Source organism: Streptomyces sp. LaBMicrA B280 (genome assembly GCF_049222185.1).
GTDB lineage: Bacteria > Actinomycetota > Actinomycetes > Streptomycetales > Streptomycetaceae > Streptomyces > Streptomyces murinus.
On sequence record NZ_JBMJCT010000033.1, the window covers coordinates 228556 to 254697 of the forward strand.

Consider the following 26142-nt stretch of genomic DNA (forward strand, 5'->3'; position numbering starts at 1 on the left):
GGCCGATCCCCCGTCCCGTGGCGCGTCGCGGGGGGCACAGCGGTTACGGTGCTGACGGGAGAGAGCGGATCCGCAGGGACCGCAGGGCCTACAGGGGGAGGGACCATGCCCGGAACCGTGCTGCTGCTCGCGGCCTCGCCGCTGGGCCGGGGACGCCTGGTGGACGCGGCCGCCGTGCTGCCGGTGCTGGCCGCCGTCGCCCCCGCCGTGCTGTCCGGCACCGACACCGCCAACGTCGTGGAGCTCGCGGACCCGGTGGAGCCCCAGGGCGTCCTCACCCGGCTGCGCGCCGCCGCGGCCGCGCCGGGGCCGCTCACCGTGTATCTCACCGGCCAGCTGCACCTGGACCGGCGGCAGCGGCTGCCGCATCTGGCGCTGGCCCGCACCACCCCGGCCACGGTCCGCTACACCGCGGTGCCCTGGCACTGGATCCGCGAGGAGCTGCGGCTGCGCGCCCCCGGGCAGACGGCCCTGGTGGTCGACCTGCACGCGGACCCGGAGGTCTGGCGGCAGCTGCACGAACAGCCGCTGGACTGCGGTCGCACCACCGCGGTCTACGGCCGGATCGCCCCGCCGCACGGGCGCCGGAGCCCGGCCGAGCCGTCGTACATGAAGACGGTCGCCACCCTGCTGCGCAGCGGCCACCGCCCCCCGCTGGACGAACTCCACCAGCAGGCGCTCGCCCGCATCCCGGAGGAGACCCCGGCCAACATCCTGCTGGCCCCGGTCGCGCCCGCGGGGCCGTATGCGGGGATCCCGCACCAGGCGCCCGGCGGGACCTCCGGGTTCGGGCCGGGTGTGGGCGCGCAGCAGACGTACGGCGGTCCCGTCGGCGCGGGCGGGGGACCGGGTGTCCCCCTCGACGTGCCCCCGCCGCCCGGGAACCCCGTCCCCGAGGCCCCGGATCCGCACGCCGCCGTCAGCACCGCCGTGCGGGCCGGGCGGCACGAGGAGGCGGACGCGATCGCCGCCCGGCACCAGGAAGCCGCCGCGGACGAGCACGGCCCTGCCTCCGAGGACGCCCTGCACTGGGCCGAGGTGCGGGCCGATCTCGCGATGTTCGCGGGGGACGCGGCGCGCAGCTGCCAGGGCTGGATGGCGGTCGCCGAGAGGCGGCTCGCGGCCGGGCAGGAGGGGGACGCGCCCGCCGTGGAGGCCGCGGTGGACCGGGCGCACCACCAGTGGGGCCGGATCGACGAAGCGGCGCGGGCCCGTGAACTGGGGCCCGCGCTCGCTGAGTTGCGGGCCCGGGTGCCGGGCCGCCGGCAGGGCGCGCTCGAAGACGTACGGCGGCAGCTCAGGGAGCTTCAGGAGATCTGAACCGCCGCCGCCCGGCGGCTACTTGGTGAAGGTGAAGTACTTCCAGGCGCCGTGCGTCGTGGAGTTCACGATGTCGCCCGAGGTGCCGTTGATGTACGAGGACCGGACCCGGAAGCGCCAGCCGACGTCCTGGCCGTGGTCGCCGGTGATCGTGACCGAGGAGGTGCCGTTGTCGGCCAGCCCGAAGTACTCGGGGTCGCCCGGGTACCACTTGCCCTGGTAGTACACCTCGAACTCGAACTTCTGCGACCGGCCCGGGTAGTACGTCATCTTGGTGTTGACGACCGGGTTCTTGGTCTTGTGGAAGAAGTAGTAGGTGTGGCCCCAGGTGGACTTGGACTTGTACGAGCCCGACACCGAGGTGGAGACGCTCACCCGGTCGTACACCGTGCTGGTCGCCGTGGCCGAGCCGTAGCGGGCGTCGCCGGTGAACCTGGCGGTGACCTTGGTGTCCCGGTACAGGTTCATCCAGACCGAGAGATTGCCGTGTGAGTCCACCTTGCCGGACTTCATCAGCTTGTTGGGCCGGTCGGTGCCGTAGGGATCGGCCCAGATCTCCACCGAGCGGTTCTTGTACGTCGAGCCGAGGTGCGCGGTGAACTTCACGGACTTGCCGTAGTCGTACGTCTTGCCGTTGTTGCCGATGCCGATCGACGGCTTGGCGCGGGAGACGTCGACCGTGCCGGAGCCGGAGCCCGCGGTGTGCTGCGCGTCGCCCGCGTAGGCGGCCCTGTACGTGACCTTGCCACCGGCCGGCGGGGTGTCGGTGAAGGAGAAGGTGCCGTCGGCCTTGACCGTGACCGCCTTCAGGGCCTTGCCCTTGGGGGAGTCCAGGTCGGTGCGGGTGACGGACAGCGTGGTGCCCGCGGGCAGCGCGACCGTGGCGGTGACCTTGCCCTTGACGGTGAGCTGCTTGGCGCGGGCGGCGCTGGCCGGGGCGCTCACGGTGACGGCGGTGACCGCCTTCGCGGGCGCGCTCAGGACGCGCAGCGAGTAGGCGCCCAGGCTGTTGTACGACACCGCGAACAGCCGGGAGGCGTCCGGCGCCCAGGCGAGCGCGGAATCGGCGAGCTCGTCCGAGCCGGACGAGTTGCCGGTGTTCGGGAAGTCGTAGGTGCGCACCGCGCTCTTGGCGCCCGGCTTGTAGACGAAGACGTCCGGGTTGTACCAGCCGTCGACACCCGCCGCCACGGTGCCGTCGGGCGCGACGGCCACCGCGTTCGGGTAGGTGTCGCTGGCGTAGACGCCGTCCGGAGTGAGGTCGGCGGTCTTGAACACCGGGTGGTGGTACGGCGATCCGCTCGCGGTGATGACGTCCTTGCCGTCGGGCGTCACGGCGAGGTCGCGCAGACCGTCGCCCGCACTTGTGCTCGCGAGCCGGGCGGGCGCGCCGGTGGAGACGTCGTAGGAGACGACCGTGCCGGAGCTGTCCCCGCTCTCCCCGGCGACGAGGGTGTCCGAGCCGGGTGCCGCGTCCAGGAACGGACCGGCGTACCAGCCGCCGCCCTGGCCGAGGGTGACCTCGTGCTGCTCGGAGGCGAGGTCGACGGAGCCGATGTCGCCGCTGCCGCTCGCGCCGTAGCCGAACCAGAGCCGGCCGCCCGCGATCGCGACACTGACCGGCTGACCGCCCACGGCGTAGGGCGCGCCGGGCGTATCCGTCGCGGTGTCGACGACCGCGATCTGGTCGGCGCCCTTGACGGCGGCGTACAACGTGCCGGAATCCGGCGACAGTTCGAGGCCGGTGACGCCGGGCAGCGAGGTCAGCTGCTTGCGCACCTTGCCGCTGTAGTCGGTGACGACGATCTTGCCGTTGCTCGGGTCGCTGACGAAGACCTGCTGGTGGAGCCCGTCGACCACGACGTCGCCGACCTGCCTGACGGGCAGGGCGGTGGCGGTGTCGGCGGACGCCGGGGTGGCGGCGAGGACCGCCGAGCTGAAGAGGACCGCCAGGGTGGTGGCGGTGAGAGTGCGCATACGCACGCTGATTTGAACCCCCCGGAACGAATGAAGACATGAGCGCCTTCGGGCACGGCGGCGCGAACCTTCATATGTGCGCGCCCTGTGTGCCCTGTGTGGCGAGTATGCGAAGACTAGGTCATGCCTCTGACAACAGCGCCAGCGCCCCCGAGACCAGGGTGCGCACGCCCGGGGCGACGGTGGCCGGGTCGGGGGCGAAGTGGGGGCTGTGGTTGCTGGGGACGGCGGCGAGCTTCTCCGGGAGGGTGTCGCCCGGCGCCTCGTTCCAGATGTCGTGGGGCGTGGTGGTGACGAACCAGTACGCGTAGGGAATGGCGCCGTCCAGGGCGAGTTCGGGGAAGTCCTCGCTGCCCATCGCCGGGCCGGGGTCGAACACCGTGGCCGCGCCGAAGAGTTCGCGGTGCGCGGCGGCCACGGCGGTGTCGGTGGCCGCGTCGTTCACGGTCACCGGGAAGGTGGCGCCGATGGTCACCTCCGGCTCCCGGGGGCAGCCGGCGGCCAGGCACTCGCCCTGGGCGATCCGGCGGATCGCGGCCAGCATCCGCTGCCGTACCGCCTCGGACTGGGTGCGCAGGTTCAGGGCGATGCGCGCCTCGTCGGGGATGATGTTGTGCCGGGTGCCCGCCTCGATCCGGCCCACCGTGAGGACGGCGGACTCGCCCGCGGCGACCTCGCGCGAGACCACGCTCTGGAGCCGGGTGACGAGATAGGCGGCGGTCACCACCGGGTCCACGGTCGCCTCGGGGCGCGAGCCGTGGCCGCCCCGGCCGTGCACCACGATGTCCACGTCCGTCGCCGCCGACATGATCAGCCCCGGCGCGTGCGGGTACAGGCCCGCAGGGCCGGGCGCGGCATGCTGGCCGAGCAGCACGTCGGGCCGCCCGAAGCGCTCGTACAGGCCGTCCGCGAGCATCCGCCGGGCGCCCTGTCCGGACTCCTCGGCGGGCTGCCCCACCATCAGCAGGGTGCCGCGCCAGGTGTCCCGGCCCGCGGCGAGCGCGGCGGCGGCCCCGGCCAGCCAGGTGACATGCAGATCGTGTCCGCAGGCGTGCATCACACCGTCGGTGGCGGAGGCGTACGGCAGCCCGGTCGCCTCGGTGACGGGCAGCGCGTCCATGTCGGCGCGCAGCAGCACGGTGGGGCCGTCGCCGTTGGCCAGCCGCCCGACGACGCCGGTGCCGCCGACGCCCTGCGCCGTCTCGAACCCGGCGTCCGCCAGCCGCCCGGCCAGCTTCCCCGCGGTGCGGTGTTCGCGCAGGGACAGCTCGGGGTGCCGGTGCAGATCCCGGTAGAGGTCCTCGAGGCCGGGGAGCGGGAGGTCGGCGGTGAGGTCCCGCGCGGTGCGGGCGGCGGTGGCGGCGCTGGCGGCGGCAGAGGTCATGCGGGCAGGTTAGGCGGGTGGCGGGGATTGCGATACCGGTGGGTCCCTTGGGTCCCTTGGGTCCCTTGGGTCCGGCGGGTCCCTTGGGTCCTGTGGGTCCCGTGGGTCCGGTCAGCGGCCGGCCTCCGCCGGGGCCGAGGCGGTGACCTGCTCCTCGGGGGCCGCCGGTGCCGAGGCGCGCGCCGGGCCCGCGTTGGCCGCGAGTATCAGGGACGCCGCGGCTATCACGGCGGCGGCGACGGCCCTTCGCGCGGTGGAGTATCCGTAGGGAGCGGATGGACGTCCGTACACGGCGACCTCGCAACACGACAGCGGCGTATTAAGCAGGTTTAATCCGCCGTTTAACCTAGAGGCATTCCGAGCCGAACGGCAAGGTCCGGCGGGCCAGTTGGGGGTTGCTGCGGTGCGTGAACGGGACGATCCGGAGACGGTGGGGCGGCGGGTGCAGCGGCTGCGCGGCGAGCGCGGGCTGACCCAGCGGCAGCTGGCCGAGCCGGCCTACACACCGGCGTACATCTCCACCCTGGAGGCGGGCCGGGTGCGCGCCTCGGACGAGGCGCTGCGGCACATCGCGCGGCGGCTCGGCGTGAGCTTCGAGGAACTGGCCCTGGGCCGTCCCGCCCATCTCGCGACCGAGCTGCGGCTGCGGCTCACCGAGGCCCGGCGGACGCTCGCGGACGGACGGGCCGAGGAGGCGGCGGGGCGGTATGCCGGGCTGCTGGCCGAGGCGGAGGCGCACGGCCTGCCGGGCGAACAGGCGGCCGCGCTGCTGGGGCTCGGCGAATGCGCCCTGGAGACAGGTGAGTTGGCGAGCGCCCACACGCATTTCGAGCGCGCCGAGGAACGCCTCGCGGACGCCTCCCCGGCGGCCCGCGCCCCCGCCGTGCGCGGCCGGGCGGTCGCCCACTATCTGGCGGGTGAACTCCGGTACGCCGTCTACCTCCTGGAGACCACTCTCGACGAGCTCAACCGGGGCGGACTGCACGACCCGGACGCGCTGCTGCTCCTGTACGCGAGCGTCATCGGCCCTTATCTGGACATGGGCGCCCACGCGCGCGCCGCCCAGGCCGCCGAGTTCGCGCTCGCGCTCGCCCCGCGCGCCGGGGACCCGGCGCTGATCGCCCGCATGCACCGCTCGGTGGCCCGCACCCTGCTCGCCGAGGGCCGCCCCGCCGAGGCCGACGCCTCCCTCGCCAAGGCCGCCGAGCTGTACCGCCAGCTCCAGCTGCGCACCGAGCTGGCCAACTGCCACTGGATGCGCGGCTATGTGCATGCGCAGAACGGCCAACTGGACGCGGCGGAGGCCGAGTTGAGGCAGGCGCTCGCCATGCTCTCGGAAACCAGCGCCGCCCTCTACCGCAGCCAGGCCGCGGTGGAACTGGCCGATGTGCTGCACCGCCTGGGCCGCTCCACGGAGGCCGGGGCGCTCCTTGAGGGGGTGCTGGGCGACTTCTCCTCCGAGCGCGGCGCGATGCACGCCGCCGCCGCGCACCGGCTCCTCGGCATCATCGCCGAGGACGCCCGTGACACCGAGTCCGCCGAGGAGCACTACGTGCGCGCCCTCAGCCTCCTGGAACGCGCGGGGGCCGCGGGCGATCTGGCCGACCTCTGCCGCCTGCTGGGCGACCTCCTGCGCCGCACCGGCCGTACGGAGGCCGCCCTGGACGCCTACCGCACGGGTCTGGGCCACCGGACCACCCCCGGCACCACCACCCTGGGCCCGGCCCCGGCCCAGCCGCCCCTCTGAACCCTCGCCCCCTCGCCCCCCTCGCCCCCCGAACCCCCCGACCTCTACACCCCCACCCCTCCGCCCCTACACATCCACCCGCCCCTGCCTGCGCACCTCCGCCAGCCGCAGCGCGCCCACCTGCACGGCCGCCTGGGTGGCGTCGTTGGGGACGTCGCCCAGGCCGCCGTTGGTGAAGGCGAAGGCGTCGTCGCCGACGCGGACGGTGGCGACGTCCAGGGTGAGACGGACGTCCCGGTCGTCCTCGGTGGTGGCGGAGACGGTGATGTGCAGGCCCTGCCGGGCGTCGCCGACCTCGGGCAGGGCGAGTTCGGAGACCTGGACGTCCTCCTGGAGGTTCTGCTGGGTGACGGCGTCGAAGCGGGCGCAGTTCGCCGGCATCGTGCGCAGCCAGTTCAGCGCGGCGTCCACGTCGGAGGGGCGGCGGGCGCCGATCTGGTAGCGGAGCTGGGCGTCGGTGTCGGCGTCGTCCAGGCCGACGGCGATCCGGGCCGGGCCGCCGAGGAGCTGGTCGCTGTAGAGGGCGTCGAGGAGTTTCTGGCACTCACCGGCCGAGGTGCTCGCCTTCAGCATCCCGTCCCGCCAGGTCGCCGCCCCGCGCGTCGCGGTCCAGGGGGCGCCGAGATCGCTCTGGCCGAGGAGCGCGGCCTGCGCCTGCGCGTCGGTGAGCGAGGAGCCGTCGGGCCGGGCGGGGGCCTTGGAACCCTTAGCCGGCCGGTCGATCGTCGGCAACGGCTGCGGCGCCGTCTCCGGCTGCTTCAGCGTCAGCGCCGCACACCCCCCGATGCCGAGCAGCCCGAGCCCGGTCAGGAACCTCGGCAGGCGACCGCGCGGGCGTATCCCCTCGAACATCACGCTGCCTCCCGTTCCTGGTGCCTCCTCCCACGGCACCACCACCCCGGCCGCCCCACCAGCGCGGAAGGCCGGACGGGTGAGACGTACGAAAGGGGCGGGTGAGACGTAGGAAGGGTCCGGTCGGCGCGCCCCGCGCGGTCCGCCTGAACTAGGGTGTGACCCCCTCGCGCCCTCGCGCCCCGCACGTCCCCCGTCGGGCCGAGCAGCGCCCCTCCGCCGTGAAGGAGACCCCATGCCCGGCCGCCCCGTGCCCGTGATCATGGACTGCGACACCGGGGTCGACGACGCCCTCGCGCTGCTGTTCGCCGTGCGGCATCCCGGGATCGAGCTGCGGGCGGTGAGCTGTGTGGCCGGGAACACCGATGTGGACGGGGTGGTGCGGAACACGCTGACCGTGCTGGAGCAGGCCGGGGCGCCGGAGATACCCGTGGCGCGCGGGGCCGCGCGGCCGCTGCTGGAACCGGCCCGGCCCGCCACGCATGTGCACGGGACGGACGGCATGGGGGACCTGGGGCTGCCCGCCCCGGCCCGGCGGCCCGCCGAGGTGGACGCGGTCACCCTGCTGCGCCGCGAGATCCTCGCCTCGCCCCGCCCGGTCACCCTGATCCCCACCGCGCCGCTGACCAACATCGCGCTGCTGCTGCGCACCCACCCCGAGGTGACCCGCAACATCGAGCGGATCGTCTTCATGGGCGGCGCGATCGAGGTCGGGAACGCCACGCCCGTCGCCGAGTTCAACGTCTGGCACGACCCGGAGGCGGCCGCCGTACTGCTCACCGCCGGGGTGCCGATCACGATGTACGGCCTGGACGTGTTCCGGCAGGTGGTCGTGGCCGCCGAGGACGTGCGGCGGCTGCGGGCGAGCGGGGACCGCGGGGCGCGGCTCGCCGGAGAGCTGCTCGCGCACCGTCCGGCCACCCAGGGCGAGCCGCCCGAGGCGGAGGAGGCGGGCGGGCTCGGGGACGCGGGCGCGGTGTGCGCGGTCGCCGACCCGGGCGGCCTGACCACCCGGCCGCTGCCGGTCGAGGTCAGCCTCGCGCCCGGGCCGGGCCGCGGGCAGACGATCGTGGACCGGCGGCCCCGCCCCGGCGAGGCCGAGATCCATCACGGGGAGCGCGAACGGCCCCTGATCGACGTCGCGTCGGCGGTCGACGCGCGCCGGTACACGCGGCTGTACCTGGAGACGGTCGGACGGCCCTGACGCCGGGTCCGGTTTCCAAGGTTCTCTTTCCGGGCAATGTGGACAGATTCTCTACGTCGCGTCCGCTTCGTCCGTCGTACCGAAGGGAACCCGTATGGCAGACCTCTCCTCCAGGAGCCCCGACTGGTGGCGGCAGGCCGTCATCTACCAGGTGTATCCGCGCAGCTTCGCCGACGCCGACGGGGACGGGCTCGGGGACCTCAAGGGCATCACCCAGCGCCTGGACCATCTCGGCGCGCTCGGCGTGGACGCCCTGTGGCTGAGCCCCTTCTATCCGTCCGAACTCGCCGACGGGGGGTACGACGTCGCCGACCACCGGGACGTCGACCCGCGCCTGGGCAGTCTGGACGACTTCGACGCCCTGGTCGCCGAGGCGCACCGGCTGGGCCTGAAGGTCGTGGTGGACCTCGTGCCCAACCACACCTCGCACCAGCACCCCTGGTTCCAGGAGGCGTTGCGCTCCGGGCCCGGATCCGCCGCCCGCGAGCGGTACGTCTTCCGGCCCGGCCGGGGCTCCCGGGGTGAACTCCCGCCCTCCGACTGGCAGTCCGTCTTCGGCGGCAGCGCCTGGCACCGGGTGGCCGACGGCGAGTGGTACCTGCATCTGTTCGCCGCCCAGCAGCCCGACCTCAACTGGGACAACGAGGAGGTGCGCGCCGACTTCCGCACCACCCTGCGGTTCTGGTCCGACCGGGGCGTGGACGGCTTCCGCGTGGACGTGGCGCACGGCCTTGCCAAGGAACTGACCGAGCCGCTGCGCGACATCGGCGGCATCGGCGCCTCCGGGGAGACCGCCCTGCTCCGTGTCCCGCCCGGCGACCACCCCTACTGGGACCGCGACGAGGTGCACGAGATCTACCGCGACTGGCGCAAGGTCTTCGACGCCTACCGGCCGCCGCGCAGCGCCGTCGCCGAGGCCTGGGTCCCGGGCCCCCGCCGCGCCCTGTACGCCCGCCCCGACGAACTCGGCCAGGCGTTCAACTTCGAGTATCTGGAGGCCGGTTGGAGCGCGGAGGAGCTGCGCCGCGTCATCACCGAGGAACTGGCCACCGCGCGGGCCGCGGGCGCCGCCGCCACCTGGGTGCTGTCCAACCACGACGTCGTACGCCACCACTCCCGGCTGATGCTCCCGCCCGGTACCGACCCCGGTGCCTGGCTGCTGTCCGGCGGTCACGCGCCCGCGGTCGACCGGGAGGCGGGCCTTGGGCGAGGGCGGGCCGCGACCCTGCTGATGCTGGCGCTGCCCGGGGCGTCGTACCTCTACCAGGGGGAGGAACTCGGGCTGCCCGAGGTCGCCGACCTGCCCACCGAGGTGCTCCAGGACCCGATCTGGGAGCAGACCGGGCATGTCCGCAAGGGGCGTGACGGCTGCCGGGTGCCGCTGCCGTGGACGGCGGACGGGGCGTCGTACGGCTTTGGACCCGGCGGTGCCTGGCTACCGCAGCCGGCCGGTTTCGGGGCGTACGCCGTCGAGGCGCAGAGCGGGGTGGAGGGCTCGACGCTGGAGCTGTACCGCACCGCGCTGCGCCTGCGCCGCAAGCTGCTCGACGGGGAGTCGCTCATCTGGTCGACCAACTCCCCTGAAGGAGTGCTGGACTTCAGCCGCTGCGAGGGGTGGCGGTGTGTCGCCAACCTGGGGGCGGCGGAGGTGCCGATGCCGGCCGGGGAGGTGCTGCTGAGCAGCGGGCCGTTGCCCGGGGGCGGGGGGCTGCCGCCGGACACGACGGTCTGGCTCGGCTGACCCGCGGGGCGAAGGGGCCGGTCACCGGCGGGCCGGCCTCATTGCCGTGCTTTGGTGTACATGACACATGGTTGGGGAAACGTTGACCGGTCCTCGGGAGAAGGCGGGGAGAAAGCGGGCCTAGATTCGCCGCATGCCCCCACAGCCACCTCCCAGGATGCCCGCGGCCCGCCCCTCGGGGGCGCTGCCCGTGCTGCCCTACCGCAAGCCCACCAAGGGCCGCGACTACTGGGTCCTGGACGACGTCCTGCCCGACGTGGACGCCGTACGCGCGCGCTGTCTGGCCAAGGACGACTGGGTCGAGGGCTACCCGTACACCTCCGAGACCTGGCCGGGGCTGCGCGCCCTGCCGGGGCTCGAACCCGCCGAACTCGCCGTCGTCGAGCGGCTGGTGCGGAAGGCGACCGGCGCCAAGGAGCTGTGGGTGCAGAAGGCGCCCGGCGGCGGCACGCTCAACCACAACTGCGTGCAGGTGGTCGGCGCGGGCGAGAGCCGGCCGCGCCCGCACACCGACTCGCGCGCGCTGTGCCGGTACGCGGCCGTGCTGTACCTCAACCCGGGCGTCCCCAAGGACTGCGGCACCAGCTTCTACCGCCAGCACCTGCCCGGCGGCCGGCTCGGCGGCAATGTCGTCCAGGCCCCGCACAACAACCTGGTCGAGGCCCTCGGCACCCGCTTCGTCGCCCCGGACGCCTTCGAGGAGGACGTGCGCGTCCCGCACAAGTACAACCGACTGCTGCTCTACAACGCCAACCTCGTGCACAGCGCGACCGGTTACACCGGCGCCACGCTGGAGGACAAGCGCATGACGGCCGTCTTCTTCTGGATGGCCTGACACCCGGCCCGGCCGCCCGGGGTGCGGGGAGGACCGGCGTGCGGTGCGGATGGTGGGCGTGAGCGTTGTCGCCATCGTGGGCGCCGGTCCCGGACTCGGCGCCGCCGTCGCCCGGCGGTTCGGGCGCGAGGGGTACGACATCGCCCTCGTCGCCCGCGACCACGACCGGCTTGAGGCGCTGGTCCGGGAGCTGGCCGAGGACGGCGTCGCCGCGCGCGCCTTCCCCGCCGACGTCCGCGAGCCGGAACGGCTGGCCCGCGCCCTCGCGGGGGCCGCGCGGGAGCTGGGCGCCGTCGAGGTGCTCCAGTACAGCCCGGTGCCGCACAAGGACTTCATGCGGCCCGTCCTGGAGACCGGCCACCGGCAGCTGACCGGGCCCATCGAGTTCTCGGTGTACGGCCCCGTCGCCGCCGTGCAGCAGGTGCTGCCCGGGATGCGGGCCCTGGGGCGCGGAACCATACTGTTCGTGAACGGGGGCACGGCCGCGGTGCCGCATGTCGAGCGGGCCGGTACGTCCGTCGCGTTCGCCGCGCAGAGCGCGTACGGGCATCTGCTGCACGAACGCCTCGCCGCCGACGGCATCCATGTCGCCCAACTCGTCGTCCCGGGCGCCATCACCCCCGGCCACGCCCGCAAGGACCCCGCCGTGCTCGCCGAGATGCTGTGGGGCATGCACCGGGAGCGGCACGGATTCCGGCACTTCGCCGACGACCTCGACAGCCGCTGACGCATCACGCGAAGGGGTGACGGCCCCTCGGCCCACCCTGCGTGAAGAGCATTTGTGAGCCAATATGGGGACGTTGGCCGTTTTGCTCCTCTCCAAGGGGGCCCCTCATGGCTGTCGAGATCCCGTCACTCATCAAGCCCTCCAAGTTGCGGGCCAGGGGCGGTCTGCTGGGCGAGTGCCTGGCGGAGTTCCTCGGGACGTTCGTGCTCATCGCCTTCGGCTGCGGAGTGGTCGCGATGGCCGTCGCCGCGCTGCCCGGCTCGGGCCGCGCCGCCACGCCCACCACGATCTTCCTCGCCGCCGGTGACTGGCTGCTGATCACATGGGGCTGGGCGATGGCCGTCGTCTTCGGCGTCTATGTGGCCGGTGGCGTCAGCGGCGCCCACCTCAACCCCGCGGTGACCCTGGCGATGGCGGTGCGCCGCGGCTTCCCCTGGGTCAAGGTGCTGCCGTACTGGTTCGCGCAGCTGGTCGGCGCCTTCACCGGCGCGGCGCTGGTGTACCTGGTCTACCACCAGGCGATCGGCGCCTACGACGCCGCTGCCTCCGGACCCAAGGTGAACGGGCATACGAACGCCACGTTCTCCATCTTCGCCACCTTCCCCGCCGCTTACTTCCACGGCGGGATCTGGGGCCCGCTGATCGACCAGATCGTCGGTACGGCCTTCCTGATCATGTTCATCGTCGCCGTCATCGACCTGCGCAACACCGCGGTGCAGGCCAATCTGGGGCCGCTGATCATCGGCTTCATCGTGGCCGCGATCGGCATGTCCTACGGCGCCAACGCGGGCTACGCCATCAACCCCGCCCGTGACTTCGGGCCCCGCCTGTTCACCTGGTCGGCCGGATGGGGAAGCCTGGCCTTCCCCGGCAGCGTGTCCGGCGTGTACCGCGACTACTGGTGGATCCCGATCGCCGGACCGCTGATCGGCGCCGTCATCGGGATCCTGGTGTACGACCTGTTCATCGGGGACGTGCTGGTGCTGCGCGCCAAGGACGAGGAGCTGCCCGAGGCGGGCGTGGTCCGGCAGGTGGAGACGACGGAGGAGTAGCCCCCGCCGGGACGGGCCGGACGCGGCACCGGCGCGGGGCCTCAGGCCCTGGGCTGGGTGAAGCGGATGCGGTTGCCGAAGGGGTCGCGCAGCCCGCAGTCGATCCCGTACGGACGCTCGGTGGGCTCCTCGGTGAACTCCACGCCCTTGTCCAGCAGCGTCTTGTAGGTGCCCCGGCAGTCGTCCGTGGTGAAGATGAGCCAGCCGCCCATGACGCCCTTGGTGACCAGCTCGCGCACCTGCGCCGCCGTCTGCTCGGACATCGCGGGGGCGCCCGGCCGCTCCAGCAGGATCTGCCGCTCGGGGTGTCCGGGGACGCCGACGGTCAGCCAGCGCATGAAGCCGAGGGGGACGTCGGCGGTGACCTCCAGGCCGAGCTTGCCGACGTAGAAGTCGAGGGCCTCGTCCTGGTCGAGGACGTATATCTGGGACTGTGTGATCGCGTTGAACATGATGTCCACGCTAGCGAGCGGACGGCGCGAAAACTTATCCGAAACTGCTCAGACGGGCCGGGTCCAGGCCATCGTGAAGCACGTCGGCACGGCCGCGGCCACCGCCGCTACGCGGTACGCGCGCGGCGAGCTGCCGACGATGTCGCGGAACGTGCGGCTGAAGGTGCCCGGACTGCCGAAGCCGACCTCGAAGGAGATGTCCGTGACGCTCCGGTCGCTCTCGCGCAGCAGGTACATCGCCCGTTCCACCCGGCGGCGTTGCAGATAGCGGTGCGGTGTCTCGCCGAAGGTGGCCCGGAAGGTGCGCGCGAAGTGGGCCGGTGACACCCGCGCGACACGGGCCAGCGCGGGGACGTCCAGCGGTCGCGCGTAGTCGCGGTCCATGGTGTCCCGCGCGCGCAGCATCCGCCGGTTGGTGTCCTCGGTGGCGCGGCTCATCGCACCCGTCTCCCCTCATGTCCCGTGCGTAGGACCGGAGTCCGGCGCCTCACAGCGGCCGCTCGGGCCAGTCCAGCAGCCGGGCCCCGATCACCGCGGTCTGCAGCATGTAGCGGTGCGCGGGGTCGGCCGGGTCGGCGCCGGTGAGCTGGTGGATGCGCTCCAGGCGGTAGGTGAGCGCGCGCACGCTCAGCGAGAGCCGGCGGGCGGCCTCGGCGGCCACGCAGCCGGAGTCGAAGTAGGCGACCAGGGTCTCCAGCAGCGGCACCGCGCCGCCCCGGGCCGCGGCCAGCGGGCCCAGCGTGTGCTGCACCAGATCGGCCATCGCCTGCCGGTCGCGCGCCAGCACCGGGTAGACCAGCAGGTCGGCGGCGTGCAGCACCGGACCGGGCAGCCTGAGCCGCTCGGCCATCTCCAGCGCGGCCAGGGCCTCCTCGTACGACTGCACGACGCCGCCGGGGCCGGTCTGCGGGCGTCCGACGGCCACCCGGCCGCCGTCGGTGGCGGCGGACGCCTGCCGGGCGAAGAAGTCGAGGACCTCGGCGGTGTCACCGGGCGCGATGCACAGCAGCCGGCCGTTCTTGGTGGTGAGCAGGATGCTGTGGGAGTCGAAGCGGGCCAGCACCTCGGCCTCCACCCGCCGGGCGACGGCGCCGCCCTCCCCGTAGGACCGGGAGCCCTCGGCGACCGCGACGGCGTGCGCGCGCGAGAGCCGCAGCCCGAACCGTTCGGCGCGCTCGGCGAGTCGGCCCAGGTCACTGCGGCCGTAGAGCAGATCGTCGATGAACTCCCGGCGGGCCGCCTCCTCCCGGCGTACCGTCAGCCGCTGGGCGCGCTCGTAGCCTTCCGCGAACACATCGACGGCCTGCTCCACGGCGGCCAGTGCCGCGAGGGTGCTCTCGGCCGAACCGGGCCCCACCGGCCAGGCGGCGCGGGCGGCGGCCAGGTGCGCGACGACCAGGGCGCGCAGCCCGAGCCCTGCCTCGGCGGCCTGTTCGCCCAGCGTCCGACGGGATTTCAGCTCCTCGCGGGTCAGCCGCCGGCCGGTGCTCGCGACCTCGGCCAGCACCCCCGCGAAGCCGTCCAGATAACGCTCGGACATCCCCTGCTCGCTCACCCTGCCCCGATCCCCCGTGATCTTGACGTGCCGGTGACGCTTTCTTAGCGCGGTTCCGGCATGCAGACAGTAGTGAAGACTGCCGGAAACCGGCAATGCGGAAACGGTCCTCCGGGCCGCACCATCCTCTGCGGGGAGCACTACGGAGGGTTCCGGTGCCGGACATCGCGGGGGGATGCCCGGCACCGGGGCCTCGGGGGAGCTCCGACCCACCGTCTGACGCAAGGACGTATGCCATGGAAGCCCTCGGCGTGCTCGTCGCCGCCTGTGTGATCATCGCCGTGCTGTTGCTGCTCGGGTTCTCCCGGCTGTACCGCAAGGTCGATCAGAGCCAGGCCCTGATCGTCTCCAGGACGCGGCGCGTGGATGTGTCCTTCACCGGACAGGTCGTGCTGCCGATCCTGCACAAGGCCGAGGTCATGGACATCTCGGTGAAGACCATCGAGATCAGCCGCTCCGGCCGGGACGGGCTGATCTGCCGGGACAACATCCGCGCCGACATCCGGATCCTGTTCTTCGTCAAGGTCAACAAGACCGTGCAGGACGTCATCAAGGTCGCCCAGTCCGTGGGCACCGAGCGGGCCAGCCACCAGGACACGCTCCAGGAGCTGTTCCACGCCAAGTTCTCCGAGGCGCTGAAGACCGTCGGCAAGCAGATGGACTTCACCGACCTGTACACCAAGCGTGAGGAACTGCGGTACCACATAATCGAGTTGATCGGCGTCGACCTCAACGGCTACCACCTCGAGGACGCCGCGATCGACTACCTGGAGCAGACGCCGCTGACCCAGCTGGACCCGGCCAACGTCCTGGACGCCCAGGGCATCCGCAAGATCACCGAGCTGACCGCCGTCGAGCATGTGCGCACCAACGAGGCGAAGCGCACGGAGCAGAAGGAGATCACCCGGCAGGACGTCGACGCCCGCGAGGCCATCCTGGAGCTGGAGCGCCGGCAGGCGGACGCCGAGATCAAGCAGCGGCGGGAGATCGAGACGTCCCGCGCCCGCGAGGAGGCGGAGACCGCCCGGGTGATGGAGGAGGAGCGGCTGCGCGCGCAGACCGCGTTCCTGCGCACCGAGGAGCAGCTGGGGGTGCAGCGGGAGAACCAGGCCCGGGAGATCGCGGTCGCCGCGAAGAACCGCGAGCGGGTCATCGCGGTGGAGAACGAGCGCATCGAGAAGGACCGCCTGCTGGAGGTCATCGCCCGGGAGCGGGAGACGCGGCTGACCCAGATCTCCGCCGAGAAGGAGGTCGAGGCGGAGAAGCGGGAGATCGCCGAGGTCATCCGGGAGCGGGTCGCGGTGGACCGTACGGTCGCCGAGCAGGAGGAGTCCATCAAGAAGCTGCGCATGGTCGAGGAGGCCGAGCGCGAGCGGCAGGCCCTGGTCATCGCCGCCGAGGCGGAGGCGCAGGAGAAGCTGGTCAAGGACATCAAGGCCGCGGAGGCCGCCGAGCAGGCCGCCACGCACCGGGCCGCCGAGGAACTGACCCTCGCCGAGGCCCGGTTGAAGACCGCCGACCTCGACGCGCGGGCCAAGCTGCGGCTCGCCGAGGGCGTGCAGGCCGAGTCGGCGGCCGAGGGGCTCGCCGCGGCGCAGGTCCGGGACAAGGAGGCCGAGGTCACGGTCAAGGCCGGGCGCGCGGAGGCGGAGGCCACCGAGGCGCGGCTGCGGGCGGAGGCCGAGGGCGCGCAGGCGAAGGCGCTCGCGGAGGCCGAGGGCGCGCGGGCCAGGGACCCGGGACGACCTCGCGGCCGCCCTCGCCACCCGCCGCGGCCGCCTCAAGACCACCCTCACCGACCAGTCCGTCCTCGCCGGTCTCGGCAATCTGCTCGCCGACGAGATCCTGTGGCGGGCCGAGGCGGAGGGCGCGCGGGCGAAGGCGCTCGCGGAGGCCGAGGGCACGAAGGCGGCGGCGCTCGCGGAGGCCACCGGGATCGGCGAGAAGCTGAAGGCCGAGGCGGCGGGCCTCACCGAGAAGGCGGCGGCGATGGCCGCGCTGGACGAGGCCTCGCGCGGGCACGAGGAGTACCGGCTGCGGCTCCAGGCGGAGAAGGAGATCCGGCTGGCCGGTCTGGAGACGCAGCGGCAGGTCGCCGAGGCGCAGGCGACGGTGCTGGCCACCGGCCTGGAGAACGCCGACATCGACATCGTCGGCGGCGAGTCCGTCTTCTTCGACCGGCTCGTCTCGGCGGTGTCCTTCGGCAAGGGCGTCGACGGCTTCGTGGCCAACTCCCGCACCGCCCAGACCCTGGCGAAGCCGTGGCTGGACGGGTCGGGCAGCTTCACGGAGGACCTGAGCCGGGTACTCGGATCGGTGGGCACGGCCGACATCCAGAACCTGACGGTGTCGGCGCTGCTGATGAAACTGATGAACGGCGGCGGCGCGGAGGCGTCCCAGTTCGGCCAGCTGCTGGAGAAGGCGGGGGAGCTGGGGCTGGCGGAGGTGCCGGTCGCCTCGCTGAACGGGGCCGTCCGAAGCTGAGGCGAGCGCCCCGAAAGGGCGCGGGGCCGCATCGGTATGCGGCCCCGCCGCGTGGGCGCGAGCGGCCACGACGCACCCGCACTCCGCCCCTACGGCGGATCCGAACCCCGCTGAACCACGAAAGGCGACCATGGCCACCGAGACCGTCGACGCCGGCACCTACGACGTCCTCCGCGACCGGCTGGCCGCACACGCCGCCGAACTGGCACGGCGGGCCGAGGAACTGAACACCCGCCGTGCGGAGGAGTTCGGCTCGACCCGCCTCGCCCTCGCCTCCACCACCAACCTCAAGACCCCCCACGCGAGCCTCCGGCAGGACATCGTGGCGGTCGGCGACCGCCTCCTGCTCGGCAGCCGGGCCCGCGGCAGCGAACCCGTCCTCGCCCTCTACGACCGCGACGGCAACCCCCTCCCCGAGGGCGAGGGATTCCTCGAAGACCCCGCGTTCCTCCGCGAGTTCACGGCCCTGACCCGCTACTACCGCGACGCCCACCTGCTGCGCCTGCGCCGCATCGACGGCCGTCTGCTCGCGGTGTTCCGCACCGGCGAGAAGGCCGACGACATCCGCGCGCTGCGCTGGACCCTGACCGAGGACGGCCGCGCCGAGTTCCTGGACGCGCGCGGCGAGCGCGACGACGTCGTACCGCCCGCCCAGGACGTCACCTGGACCGACACCGGACGCGCCGACCATGTGCTGGGCCGGGAGCCGTACGTCGCCGTGCCCGGCGGGCTCGGCGTCGCGGCCCTCGGCGGCACCCTCACCGTCCGCGCCGAGGACGGCGCCGAACTGTACGCCGAGCCCGTCACGGAACCCCTCCAGTCCCTCGCCGACGCCGCCGTCGCGTATGCGAGGGTCGGCCCCCTGACGCTGCTGCGCGTGCGGCCGTACAAGGAGGACACCGGCCGCTATCTGGTCTTCAACGCGCTGACCCGGACGGTCGTCCGCCTCGACGGCATCGGCCAGGCGTGCCGCCGGCTGCCCGAGGAGCAGGGCGTCGTCTTCCCCGGCGGCTACTGCCTGGCGAGCGGACAGCACAAGGCGTACGAACTCGACGTGCGCGGCCTTGAGTTCGAGCAGGAGGTGCGCGCGCCCAACGGCGAGGACGTGCTGTACGCGTTCCGGGACCGTACCGGCGGCGGCACGCTCCTGCTGTCGTACAACACCCTGCGCAAGGAGGTCGCGACCCCGCTGCCCTGCCAGGGCTGGGCGCTGTTCGAGGACGGCGCGCTCGCCGTGCTGCGCGCCGGGGGCGAGGAGCCCGCGCACACGCATCCCCTCCAGTGGTGGACCTCGCCGTACGTCTCCGATACCCGTGCCGCCGCCCTGCGCACCGGCACCGGTCCGCTCGCCCGCGTCGGCAACGCCGATCTCGTGCGCGGCCTCGCCGACTGCCTCTCCGTGGCCCGGCTGGTGGCCGACGGCATCACCACCGGCGAGGGCTACCGCGCGCTGACCGCCGCGTGCGTCCGCGCGGCCGACACCCACCACTGGCTGGCCGACCCCGAACTCGGCGGCATACAGGAGCCGTTGGCCGCCGTATGCGAGACCGCCGAACAGGTGCTGGCCGAGTTCGAGACCGTACGCGAGCTGACCCGGGCCGCCGCCGAGGCGCTGGAGGAGGCCGCCGAGCGGATCGCGGCCGTGGTGCGCAGGCTGCGCGGCGAGGCCCCGCGCGAGGCCGCCGCCTGGGTCCGCGGACTGACCGAACTCCGGCACACCCACGGCCACTTGCTCACCCTGCGCGAGCTGCGACACGTGGACACCGAGCGGGTGGCCGCGCTGGCCGCCGAGGCGGAGTCCGACCTGGCCGCGTTCGGCAGGCGCGCGGTGACCTTCCTGTCCCGCGAGGACGCCTTCATCGCCCAGCGCGCCGAGGTGGAGCGGCTGGTGGCCGACGCGGACGCGATCAGCACGGTCGCGGGCGCCGGGCCCGTCACCGAGCGGCTGGACGAGCTGGCGGACGGGCTGCGCACCGTCACCGAGGTGGTCACGGGCCTCGACATCGCCGACGCCACCGTGCGCACCGCCGTACTGGAGCGGATCGCGGACGTCCTGGGCGGCGTCAACCGGGCGCGCGCCACCCTGGACGCCCGCCGCCGCGGTCTCCAGGACCAGGAGGGCCGCGCCGAGTTCGCCGCCGAGAGCGCCCTGCTCGCCCAGGCCGTCACCGCCGCGCTCGCCGGTGCCACCACCCCCGAGGCGTGCGACGACCAACTCGCCTCTGTGCTGGCCCGGTTGGAGGACCTGGACGGCCGGTTCGCCGAGTTCGACGACTTCCTGACCGAACTCGCGGGCAGCCGCACCGAGATCTACGAGGCGTTCGCCGCCCGCAAGCAGTCCCTCGCCGACGTCCGGGCCCGCCGGGCCGAGCAACTCGCCGTATCGGCCGGGCGGATGCTGGAGACGGTCGCCCGGCGCGCGGCGGGGCTCGCCGACGCCGACGCGGTCACCGCGTACTTCGCCTCCGACCCGCTGGTCGCCAAGATCGTCCGGACCGCCGGTGAACTGCGCGACCTCGGCGACAGCGTCCGCGCCGAGGAACTCGACGGCCGTCTCAAGGCCGCCCGGCAGGAGGCCGCCCGCGCCCTGCGCGACCGCGGCGAGCTGTACGCCGACGACGGCCGCACCCTGCTGCTCGGCGGCCACCGCTTCGCCGTCAACACCCAGCCGCTCGACCTCGCCCTCGTCCCGGCCGCCGACGGCCTCGCCCTCGCGGTCACCGGCACCGACTACCGCGCCCCGGTCACCGACCCCGGCCTCGTCTCGATGCGCCCCTACTGGGACCGGCAGCTGCCCTCCGAGACGCCCGAGGTCTACCGCGCCGAACACCTCGCCGCCCGCCTCCTCACGGAGCACGGCCCGGCCGCCCTCGCCGCCGCCGACGACCTGCCTGGCCTGGTCCGCCGGGTGGCGCAGGAGTCGTACGACGAGGGCTACGAGCGCGGCGTCCACGACCATGACGCGACCCTGATCCTGACCGCGCTGCTGCCCCTGTACGACGCCGCGGGCCCGCTGCGCCACGAGCCCGCGGCCCGCGCCCGTGCCCAGCTCTTCTGGACCCACGGCACCACGGAGCCGGACCGCGCCGCCTGGAGCCGCCGCGCCGGGTCCCTGGCCCGCGCCCGCGACGCCTTCGGGCCGACGGCGGCACTGGGGGAGCTGGTCGCGGAGCTGGCGGCGGCCCTCGGGGAATGGGAGCAGTCCGACGCCCCCGAGGGCGCGGACCGGGGCGTCGACCGGTGGTCCGCCGAGGCGGCCGCCGCCTACCTCTTCGACGAACTGACCGGCGGCACCGGCCCCGAGGACTTCGTGCTCGGCGGCGCAGCCCGCGCCCTGCTCGACAAGTTCCGGCAGGCGCTGGCCGGTTCGGACTACGGCCGCGACCTGGAGGGACTGACCGAGCTGCGGGCCCGTCGCCAGGTGGTCGAGGCATGGCTGACCGCGTACGCCGGCGCGAGCGGCAGCGACGCCGCCCCCGGCGAGCTGGCGGAGGCGGTCGCCGCCGAACTGTGCCCCGGCCTGCCCCGCTACGACGGCGACGCCCGGCTCACCACCACCGTCGAGGGCCTCCTCGGCGCCCATCCCCGGGTGGCGGGCGGCCGACTGGAGCTGCGCCTGGACGAATTCCTGGCCCGTACCGCCCGGCACACCGCGCACGACGTGCCCGGGTTCCGCGCCTACCAGCGCCGCCGCGCCGCCCTGCTCGCCGCCGAGCGCGAACGGCTGCGCCTGGACGACCACCGCCCCCGGGTGATGTCGGCGTTCGTCCGCAACCGCCTCGTGGACGAGGTCTACCTCCCGCTGATCGGCGACAGCCTCGCCCGCCAGCTGGGCACCACCGGCGCGGACAAGCGCACCGACACCGGCGGCCTGCTCCTGCTGGTCTCGCCGCCCGGCTACGGCAAGACGACGCTCATGGAGTACGTCGCCGACCGGCTCGGCCTGATGCTGGTCAAGATCAGCGGCCCGGCGCTCGGCCACTCCGTCACCTCGCTGGACCCGGCCGACGCCCCGAACGCCACCGCGCGCCGCGAGATCGAGAAGATCAACTTCGCGCTCGCGGCGGGCAACAACACCCTGCTCCACCTGGACGACATCCAGCACACCTCGCCCGAACTCCTCCAGAAATTCATTCCGTTGTGCGATGCCACCCGGCGCGTGGACGGCGTGTGGGACGGTGCGCCCCGCACCTACGACCTGCGCGGCAAGCGGTTCGCGGTGTGCATGGCGGGCAACCCCTACACGGAGTCCGGGGAGCGGTTCCGCATCCCCGACATGCTCGCCAACCGCGCCGACGTATGGAACCTGGGCGACGTCCTGACCGGCAAGGAGGACTCCTTCGCGCTGAGCTTCGTGGAGAACGCCCTGACCGCCAACCCGGTCCTCGCCCCCCTCGCCGCCCGCGAGCGCGCCGACCTGGAGCTGCTGGTCCGGCTGGCCGCGGGCGACCCGACGGCCCGCCCCGACCGGCTGTCCACCGCACTGCCGCGCACCGAACTCGACGCCGTACTCGCCCTGTTGCGCCATGTCCTCGCCGTCCGCGACACGATCCTCACGGTCAACGCCGCCTACATCGCCTCCGCCGCCCAGTCCGCCGACGCCCGCACCGAACCGCCGTTCCGCCTCCAGGGCTCGTACCGCGACATGAACAAGATCACCCAGCGGCTGCGCCCGGTCATGAACACCGCCGAGCGCGACGCCGTCGTCCAGGACCACTACACGGCCGAGGCCCAGACCCTGACCACGGGCGCCGAGGCCAACCTCCTCAAACTCGCCGAACTGTGCGACGAGTTGGACGCCCCCCGCTCGGCCCGCTGGACGGCCATCAAGTCCGCCCACATCCGCACCCGCACCCTCGGCGACCCCGACCAGGACCCACTGACCCGCGCGGTCGCGGCACTGACGGTACTGGCGGACCGGGTGGCGGCGGTGGAATCGGCGATCATCCGGGCGACCGGTAACGCCCCCGGCTGACGCGTTCGGCCGGCGTCGGCTCGCACCACCGGTGGCGGTGACTTTTTCGGCCTCGACCTCCACATCCTGTGGGCGCTGCTCGCCGTCCGCCCGGACTTGCTGCGCGGCCGGTCGGAGGCCGGGGAGATGCTGCGTGGACGTCTTCCGGTGATGTTGGATGACTCCGGGCTTTCGCCGCAGGCGCGGCGGGAGCTGGAGGGCATCCGGTACGCGATCCGCCTCGCCGAGGCGTGAAAGGGGACATCAGTGGATGACCAGGACCTGGCGGACGTGGCCCACTTCCTGTGGGAGGCGGGCACGCTGAAGGCGGCCCGGCGAACGGGCTGGTGGATGGCGGGCGTTCGGGACCCCGAGAGCGTCGCCGAGCACGCGTGGCGTACGTCCGTCATCGCCTCGGTCATCGCCACGCTGGAGGGCGCCGACGCCGCGCGTGCCGCGCATCTGGCGGTGTGGCACGACTCGCAGGAGACGCGTACGGGTGACGTGAACCACCTGGGCAAGAAGTACGCGGCCCCGGGGGACCCGGCCGCGGTGACGGCGGACCAGACGGCGGGCATGCCCGAGGTCCTTCGCTCCGCGATCCGTGCCGTCGTCGCCGAGTACGAGGCGCGCGAGACACCGGAGGCCGTCTGCGCGCGCGACGCGGACAAGCTGGAGTGCATGTTGCAGGGCCTGGAGTACAAGGGGCAGGGGTACGAGGCGGCCCAGCGGTGGGTCGACAACAGCCGGTCCCGGATCGTCACCGAGTCCGGCCGGCTGCTCGCCGACCAACTGCTGGCTCAGGCCCCGCTCGACTGGCTGCGCGCGGCCATGGGGGAGCGCGGCTGATCAGGAGCGCGCGTTCTTCAGGGTCTCGATGAAGGGGGTGAAGACGGGGAGGGGGAAGGTGAGGGTGGCTCGGGTGGGGGTCTTGGAGTCGCGGACGGATACGTGGGTGGGGGTGTCGGCGATTTCCACGCACGCGTCGCCGTCTCCCGGGCCCGAGTAGGACGACTTTCGCCAGTTCTCCATAGGAAGCCTCACAGTTTCTTCGTCGTCGAGCCGCCTCAGTGCGGGGTCCTGGAGTGGTCGCTGAGCTGCTTGAGGCGGTGCCGGGAGCGGGGCTTTTCATGCCGGATGCGCGCCCCGGCCCTCTTCCCGGGCCTGAGGAGTAGATGACCACCGAGGAACGGGGATGCGATCAGAAGGTAAGCCATCAGCGGCCCTCCTGCCGGTTCGAGGGACATACGCGCGCCGGACGACTCGATGTGCGGGCTCGTGGTCAATCGCTGCACGAGACCTCCTCCAGGGCGGCTTCCCAGGTGTGGTGTTCGGCGTGACCGTCGAACAGACAGCAGGCCTCACCGTCGGGCCCTGTTGCGACCACCGGGCAGTCCGGCAGGGCGATCAGCTCCGCTTCGGTCCTTTCGCGCCAGCGAAGCCACGTCGCGGTCCCGTATTCGCCGGTGTCGCTGAACAAGCCGTAGTGCTCACCGTCGTCGTGCGAGGACAACTGGCACTGCACCGCCATGTCGACGTGTTCAGTGGTGGACTTCTCCCACGCTTCCTGCACCAGGTCCAGGGGCACCCGGCGCGAGTGCTTGCACCGCGTCACGACGTCACCCGCCAAGATCCGCTGGAGTTCCGCTCCGCGCACATGAGGCACGCGCAGGGCGGCAAGCGGCCGGAGTCGTCCGGCACCACCGGGTCGTTGCCCACGCGTACCTCCGTGGTAGGTCCCCACGTCCGGCCGGAGTCGTGCGAGACCCGCAGCGTCATCCGTACCTCGTCCTGTCCGTTCGCCATGGTCAGGAGCATCCCGATCCACAGGCTGGACGAGAAAGGCCAAGCGGGATACCCAACTTGGGTAGCATCACCAACGGTTGACCAAGCACAGCGGTCCGTAGTTCTCACGCCGGAGCGTGCCCGATGCCTGAGCCCCGCCGTTCGAAGGAACTCCCGGCCGGCCTGCTCACGGACCCGGCGATGATCGAGGCATGCCAGGCCAGAGACTTCAGCCGCATCTTTTGGCTGGTCAAAGTACGGGCAGGCATCTACCCGTCGATGATTGCGCGACGTTGCGATCTCACCCCGAGCCGCGTCGGCGAGGTGATTACCGGGCGGCGACAGCTGCTGCACATGGACGTGGTCGAACGGATTTCTGAGGACTGCGCATCCCGGGCCATCTGCTCGGTCTGGCCCGGCGTTCGTGGGAGACCCCACAGACCCTGACCGTCACACCACGAGAACCCTTCGAGGGGCCGACGTCCGTCGACGTGCGGTCGGCCGTGGGGCTACCCGGGGCCGACGTGGACAGCATCCTCGCCCTGGCAGCCGAGCGGGACCTCAGCCCGTCGATGCTGGACGCGCTGCATTCGTCGATCTCGGACTACTGGCGCCGGGACGACGAACACGGCGGCGAGACCTTACGGCCAGCGGTCGTCGGCCAACTCCGCTACGTCATCGGCCTGCTCAAAGAACAGCGACCGACACCCATGCGGGACGGCCTGCACAGCATCGCGGCTGAGCTGGCCCGGCTCACCGGGTGGACCTACTTCGACGCTCGCCAGTACAACCAGGCACGCGCCTACTTCACTGAAGCCCTCGGGTTGGCCAAGGCCATCGACGACCGTCAGTTCACGGCCAATGTTCTCGCCTGCATGAGCCTCCAGGCCACATATCAGGACAAGCCTGGGGACGCTCTCGCCCTCGTCGCAGCAGCCCAGGACCAAGCCCGAGGGGCGGAGGAGACGACACCGCGAGTGCTGGCCATGCTCGCGATGCGCGAATCGTTCGCTCACGCCACCCTCGGGAACCACGGTGCCACCCATGCCGCGATCTCGGAGGCCCGCACCCACTTCGGCCGGATCAGCGCCGACGATCCAGACCCGGCCTGGGCCACCTACTTCGACGAGCCGAAGCTGATCGTGGACACGGGTATCGCACACGGCCGCCTGGGCGAAGCCGCCCTCGCGGAGCCGTTGATCGCGGACGCACTACGTCGAGAGCACCGATCGAACCACCGGGGCCGGGCCTTCCACGCCTTCTGGCTCGCCCGCACTCAGCTTCAGCGTGGCAAGCTTGACGAAGCCTGCCACACAGCCATCGATGCCCTCGTCCCGGCGGCGGCCGTCAGCTCGCAACGAATCGTCGGCCACCTCCGGGAGTTCTACGAGCAGTTGGAGCCCTTCCGTCGGGAGCCGACCGCGATGGCGTTCGAGTCCCGGCTTCGGGAGATGCTGTCGTGCCAGGTCAGCGGATGGCCTCGTCCATGAGCACGTAGAGCAGGCCGACGAGGGAGCCGCTGCTGACGATCTCGCGGCGGTCGATCATGCCTCGAACGTCGGCCAGCGGGATCCACTCGATCCGGTCCGACTCGTTCTTCTCGGTCGGCGGACCTTCATACATCGCTCCGTCGGCCCGGAAGACATGGTGCTGGGAGTCCGTGATGCCGTTGGCCGGCTCGGCATAGATCAGGGGCTTGATGGAACCAGGACGCCATCCTGTCTCCTCCAGCACTTCGCGAGCTGCGGCTTCTTCCGGGGTCTCGCCCTCTTCGACCAGACCCATGGGCAGCTCCCAGGCCCATGAGTCCGTGATGAAGCGGTGTCGCCACATCATGAGAATCTCTTGACGTTCGTTGACGACGGCGGCCACGGCCAGGTGCCGAAGCCGGACGACGTGGTACTCCCACCTGCGCCCATCAGGCTGTTGGACATCGACGAGGCATAGATTTACCCAGGGGTTCGTGTAGATCTGTCGCTCACCGTGCGTCTTCCATTCCATACCTGCGACCCCTCTCGATCGGCCTCCAGGATCTCAGAGCACGCGGGAAGACTCCCGCGTGTCCTGGCGGCG

The 26142-nt window shown here is 72.7% G+C and carries 20 protein-coding genes and 2 pseudogenes; 11 read left to right on the forward strand and 11 right to left on the reverse strand.

The features are described 5' to 3' along the window. Positions 1-105 precede the first annotated feature (105 nt). Entirely contained in the window at positions 106-1320 is a 1215-nt protein-coding gene (locus ACLF5H_RS26005) for a hypothetical protein (RefSeq protein WP_421678435.1), read from the forward strand. Between the two features lie 18 nt (positions 1321-1338). On the opposite strand, the gene ACLF5H_RS26010 is transcribed toward ACLF5H_RS26005, so the two are convergent. The 3 genes from ACLF5H_RS26010 to ACLF5H_RS26020 form a co-directional block, all read right to left on the reverse strand. Further along, complete coding sequence (locus ACLF5H_RS26010) at positions 1339-3297, reverse strand: Ig-like domain repeat protein (protein ID WP_421678436.1); 1959 nt, start codon at positions 3295-3297, stop codon at positions 1339-1341. 121 nt (positions 3298-3418) lie between these two features. Next, the gene (locus ACLF5H_RS26015) at positions 3419-4681 is read right to left on the reverse strand and encodes an amidohydrolase (protein ID WP_421678437.1); all 1263 of its coding nucleotides are present in this window, start codon (positions 4679-4681) and stop codon (positions 3419-3421) included. 111 nt (positions 4682-4792) lie between these two features. Then, positions 4793-4972 (reverse strand): hypothetical protein, encoded by a 180-nt coding sequence (locus tag ACLF5H_RS26020; RefSeq protein ID WP_421678438.1) that lies wholly within the window; start codon positions 4970-4972, stop codon positions 4793-4795. 112 nt (positions 4973-5084) lie between these two features. Here ACLF5H_RS26020 and ACLF5H_RS26025 point away from each other — a divergent pair, with 112 nt between their 5' ends. After that, entirely contained in the window at positions 5085-6428 is a 1344-nt protein-coding gene (locus tag ACLF5H_RS26025; RefSeq protein ID WP_421678439.1) for a tetratricopeptide repeat protein, read from the forward strand. A gap of 66 nt (positions 6429-6494) precedes the next feature. Here ACLF5H_RS26025 and ACLF5H_RS26030 read toward each other — a convergent pair whose 3' ends face one another. Continuing rightward, positions 6495-7280, reverse strand: a complete 786-nt coding sequence (locus ACLF5H_RS26030) for a hypothetical protein (protein ID WP_421678440.1) — start codon at positions 7278-7280, stop codon at positions 6495-6497. Between the two features lie 235 nt (positions 7281-7515). On the opposite strand from ACLF5H_RS26030, the gene ACLF5H_RS26035 reads away from it, so the two are divergent. From ACLF5H_RS26035 to ACLF5H_RS26055, 5 genes are all read left to right on the forward strand, one after another. Beyond that, on the forward strand, positions 7516-8484 hold the full coding sequence (locus ACLF5H_RS26035) for a nucleoside hydrolase (RefSeq protein ID WP_421678441.1): 969 nt from the start codon (positions 7516-7518) through the stop codon (positions 8482-8484). 94 nt (positions 8485-8578) lie between these two features. Then, positions 8579-10225, forward strand: a complete 1647-nt coding sequence (locus ACLF5H_RS26040) for a glycoside hydrolase family 13 protein (protein ID WP_421678442.1) — start codon at positions 8579-8581, stop codon at positions 10223-10225. A 133-nt stretch (positions 10226-10358) separates the two neighbouring features. Beyond that, positions 10359-11060 carry a DUF6445 family protein gene (locus ACLF5H_RS26045; protein ID WP_421678443.1) on the forward strand — a complete coding sequence of 234 codons (702 nt, stop codon included), beginning with the start codon at positions 10359-10361 and terminating at the stop codon, positions 11058-11060. Positions 11061-11118: 58 nt separating this feature from the next. Further along, positions 11119-11787 carry an SDR family NAD(P)-dependent oxidoreductase gene (locus tag ACLF5H_RS26050; protein ID WP_421678444.1) on the forward strand — a complete coding sequence of 223 codons (669 nt, stop codon included), beginning with the start codon at positions 11119-11121 and terminating at the stop codon, positions 11785-11787. 107 nt (positions 11788-11894) lie between these two features. Then, positions 11895-12839, forward strand: coding sequence for an MIP/aquaporin family protein (locus ACLF5H_RS26055; RefSeq protein ID WP_421678445.1), 945 nt, complete (start codon positions 11895-11897; stop codon positions 12837-12839). 41 nt (positions 12840-12880) lie between these two features. On the opposite strand, the gene ACLF5H_RS26060 is transcribed toward ACLF5H_RS26055, so the two are convergent. The 3 genes from ACLF5H_RS26060 to ACLF5H_RS26070 are packed head-to-tail and all read right to left on the reverse strand — an operon-like array spanning position 12881 to position 14831. Next, on the reverse strand, positions 12881-13291 hold the full coding sequence (locus tag ACLF5H_RS26060) for a VOC family protein (protein WP_421678446.1): 411 nt from the start codon (positions 13289-13291) through the stop codon (positions 12881-12883). Positions 13292-13339: 48 nt separating this feature from the next. Then, positions 13340-13729, reverse strand: coding sequence for a helix-turn-helix domain-containing protein (locus ACLF5H_RS26065; RefSeq protein WP_421678447.1), 390 nt, complete (start codon positions 13727-13729; stop codon positions 13340-13342). 49 nt (positions 13730-13778) lie between these two features. Continuing rightward, positions 13779-14831, reverse strand: coding sequence for a PucR family transcriptional regulator (locus ACLF5H_RS26070; RefSeq protein ID WP_421678564.1), 1053 nt, complete (start codon positions 14829-14831; stop codon positions 13779-13781). Between the two features lie 251 nt (positions 14832-15082). On the opposite strand from ACLF5H_RS26070, the pseudogene ACLF5H_RS26075 reads away from it, so the two are divergent. The 3 genes and pseudogenes from ACLF5H_RS26075 to ACLF5H_RS26085 all read left to right on the forward strand — a co-directional run. Next, a pseudogene (locus ACLF5H_RS26075) lies at positions 15083-17324 on the forward strand (SPFH domain-containing protein); the annotation flags it as partial. A 136-nt stretch (positions 17325-17460) separates the two neighbouring features. Beyond that, on the forward strand, positions 17461-22305 hold the full coding sequence (locus ACLF5H_RS26080; protein ID WP_421678448.1) for a DNA repair ATPase: 4845 nt from the start codon (positions 17461-17463) through the stop codon (positions 22303-22305). Between the two features lie 246 nt (positions 22306-22551). Next, positions 22552-23133, forward strand: coding sequence for an HD domain-containing protein (locus ACLF5H_RS26085; protein ID WP_416484539.1), 582 nt, complete (start codon positions 22552-22554; stop codon positions 23131-23133). Here the strand turns inward: ACLF5H_RS26085 and ACLF5H_RS26090 are convergent, their stop codons facing one another. The 3 genes from ACLF5H_RS26090 to ACLF5H_RS26100 all read right to left on the reverse strand — a co-directional run bounded on the left by ACLF5H_RS26090 (position 23134) and on the right by ACLF5H_RS26100 (position 24090). Continuing rightward, positions 23134-23316, reverse strand: coding sequence for a DUF397 domain-containing protein (locus tag ACLF5H_RS26090; RefSeq protein WP_421678449.1), 183 nt, complete (start codon positions 23314-23316; stop codon positions 23134-23136). It abuts the gene before it with no gap. Positions 23317-23566: 250 nt separating this feature from the next. Continuing rightward, the gene (locus ACLF5H_RS26095; RefSeq protein ID WP_393953733.1) at positions 23567-23872 is read right to left on the reverse strand and encodes a hypothetical protein; all 306 of its coding nucleotides are present in this window, start codon (positions 23870-23872) and stop codon (positions 23567-23569) included. A 23-nt stretch (positions 23873-23895) separates the two neighbouring features. Further along, entirely contained in the window at positions 23896-24090 is a 195-nt protein-coding gene (locus ACLF5H_RS26100) for a hypothetical protein (RefSeq protein ID WP_421678450.1), read from the reverse strand. Between the two features lie 123 nt (positions 24091-24213). Here ACLF5H_RS26100 and ACLF5H_RS26105 point away from each other — a divergent pair. Continuing rightward, positions 24214-25559 (forward strand): annotated as a pseudogene (locus tag ACLF5H_RS26105) (hypothetical protein). Here the strand turns inward: ACLF5H_RS26105 and ACLF5H_RS26110 are convergent. Continuing rightward, entirely contained in the window at positions 25537-26070 is a 534-nt protein-coding gene (locus ACLF5H_RS26110; RefSeq protein ID WP_136100445.1) for an NUDIX hydrolase, read from the reverse strand. The pseudogene ACLF5H_RS26105 and the gene ACLF5H_RS26110 sit on opposite strands and share 23 nt — an antisense overlap. Positions 26071-26142: the final 72 nt, after the last annotated feature.

Excerpts from the sequence above, each read along its gene's own strand:
- ACLF5H_RS26005 (WP_421678435.1), top strand. The coding sequence starts at position 106 with ATGCCCGGAACCGTGCTGCTGCTCGCGGCCTCGCCGCTGGGCCGGGGA.
- ACLF5H_RS26010 (WP_421678436.1), bottom strand. The coding sequence starts at position 3,297 with ATGCGCACTCTCACCGCCACCACCCTGGCGGTCCTCTTCAGCTCGGCG.
- ACLF5H_RS26015 (WP_421678437.1), bottom strand. The coding sequence starts at position 4,681 with ATGACCTCTGCCGCCGCCAGCGCCGCCACCGCCGCCCGCACCGCGCGG.
- ACLF5H_RS26030 (WP_421678440.1), bottom strand. The coding sequence starts at position 7,280 with ATGTTCGAGGGGATACGCCCGCGCGGTCGCCTGCCGAGGTTCCTGACC.
- ACLF5H_RS26035 (WP_421678441.1), top strand. The coding sequence starts at position 7,516 with ATGCCCGGCCGCCCCGTGCCCGTGATCATGGACTGCGACACCGGGGTC.
- ACLF5H_RS26040 (WP_421678442.1), top strand. The coding sequence starts at position 8,579 with ATGGCAGACCTCTCCTCCAGGAGCCCCGACTGGTGGCGGCAGGCCGTC.
- ACLF5H_RS26045 (WP_421678443.1), top strand. The coding sequence starts at position 10,359 with ATGCCCCCACAGCCACCTCCCAGGATGCCCGCGGCCCGCCCCTCGGGG.
- ACLF5H_RS26055 (WP_421678445.1), top strand. The coding sequence starts at position 11,895 with ATGGCTGTCGAGATCCCGTCACTCATCAAGCCCTCCAAGTTGCGGGCC.
- ACLF5H_RS26060 (WP_421678446.1), bottom strand. The coding sequence starts at position 13,291 with ATGTTCAACGCGATCACACAGTCCCAGATATACGTCCTCGACCAGGAC.
- ACLF5H_RS26065 (WP_421678447.1), bottom strand. The coding sequence starts at position 13,729 with ATGAGCCGCGCCACCGAGGACACCAACCGGCGGATGCTGCGCGCGCGG.
- ACLF5H_RS26070 (WP_421678564.1), bottom strand. The coding sequence starts at position 14,831 with ATGTCCGAGCGTTATCTGGACGGCTTCGCGGGGGTGCTGGCCGAGGTC.
- ACLF5H_RS26080 (WP_421678448.1), top strand. The coding sequence starts at position 17,461 with ATGGCCACCGAGACCGTCGACGCCGGCACCTACGACGTCCTCCGCGAC.
- ACLF5H_RS26090 (WP_421678449.1), bottom strand. The coding sequence starts at position 23,316 with ATGGAGAACTGGCGAAAGTCGTCCTACTCGGGCCCGGGAGACGGCGAC.
- ACLF5H_RS26100 (WP_421678450.1), bottom strand. The coding sequence starts at position 24,090 with ATGGCGAACGGACAGGACGAGGTACGGATGACGCTGCGGGTCTCGCAC.
- ACLF5H_RS26110 (WP_136100445.1), bottom strand. The coding sequence starts at position 26,070 with ATGGAATGGAAGACGCACGGTGAGCGACAGATCTACACGAACCCCTGG.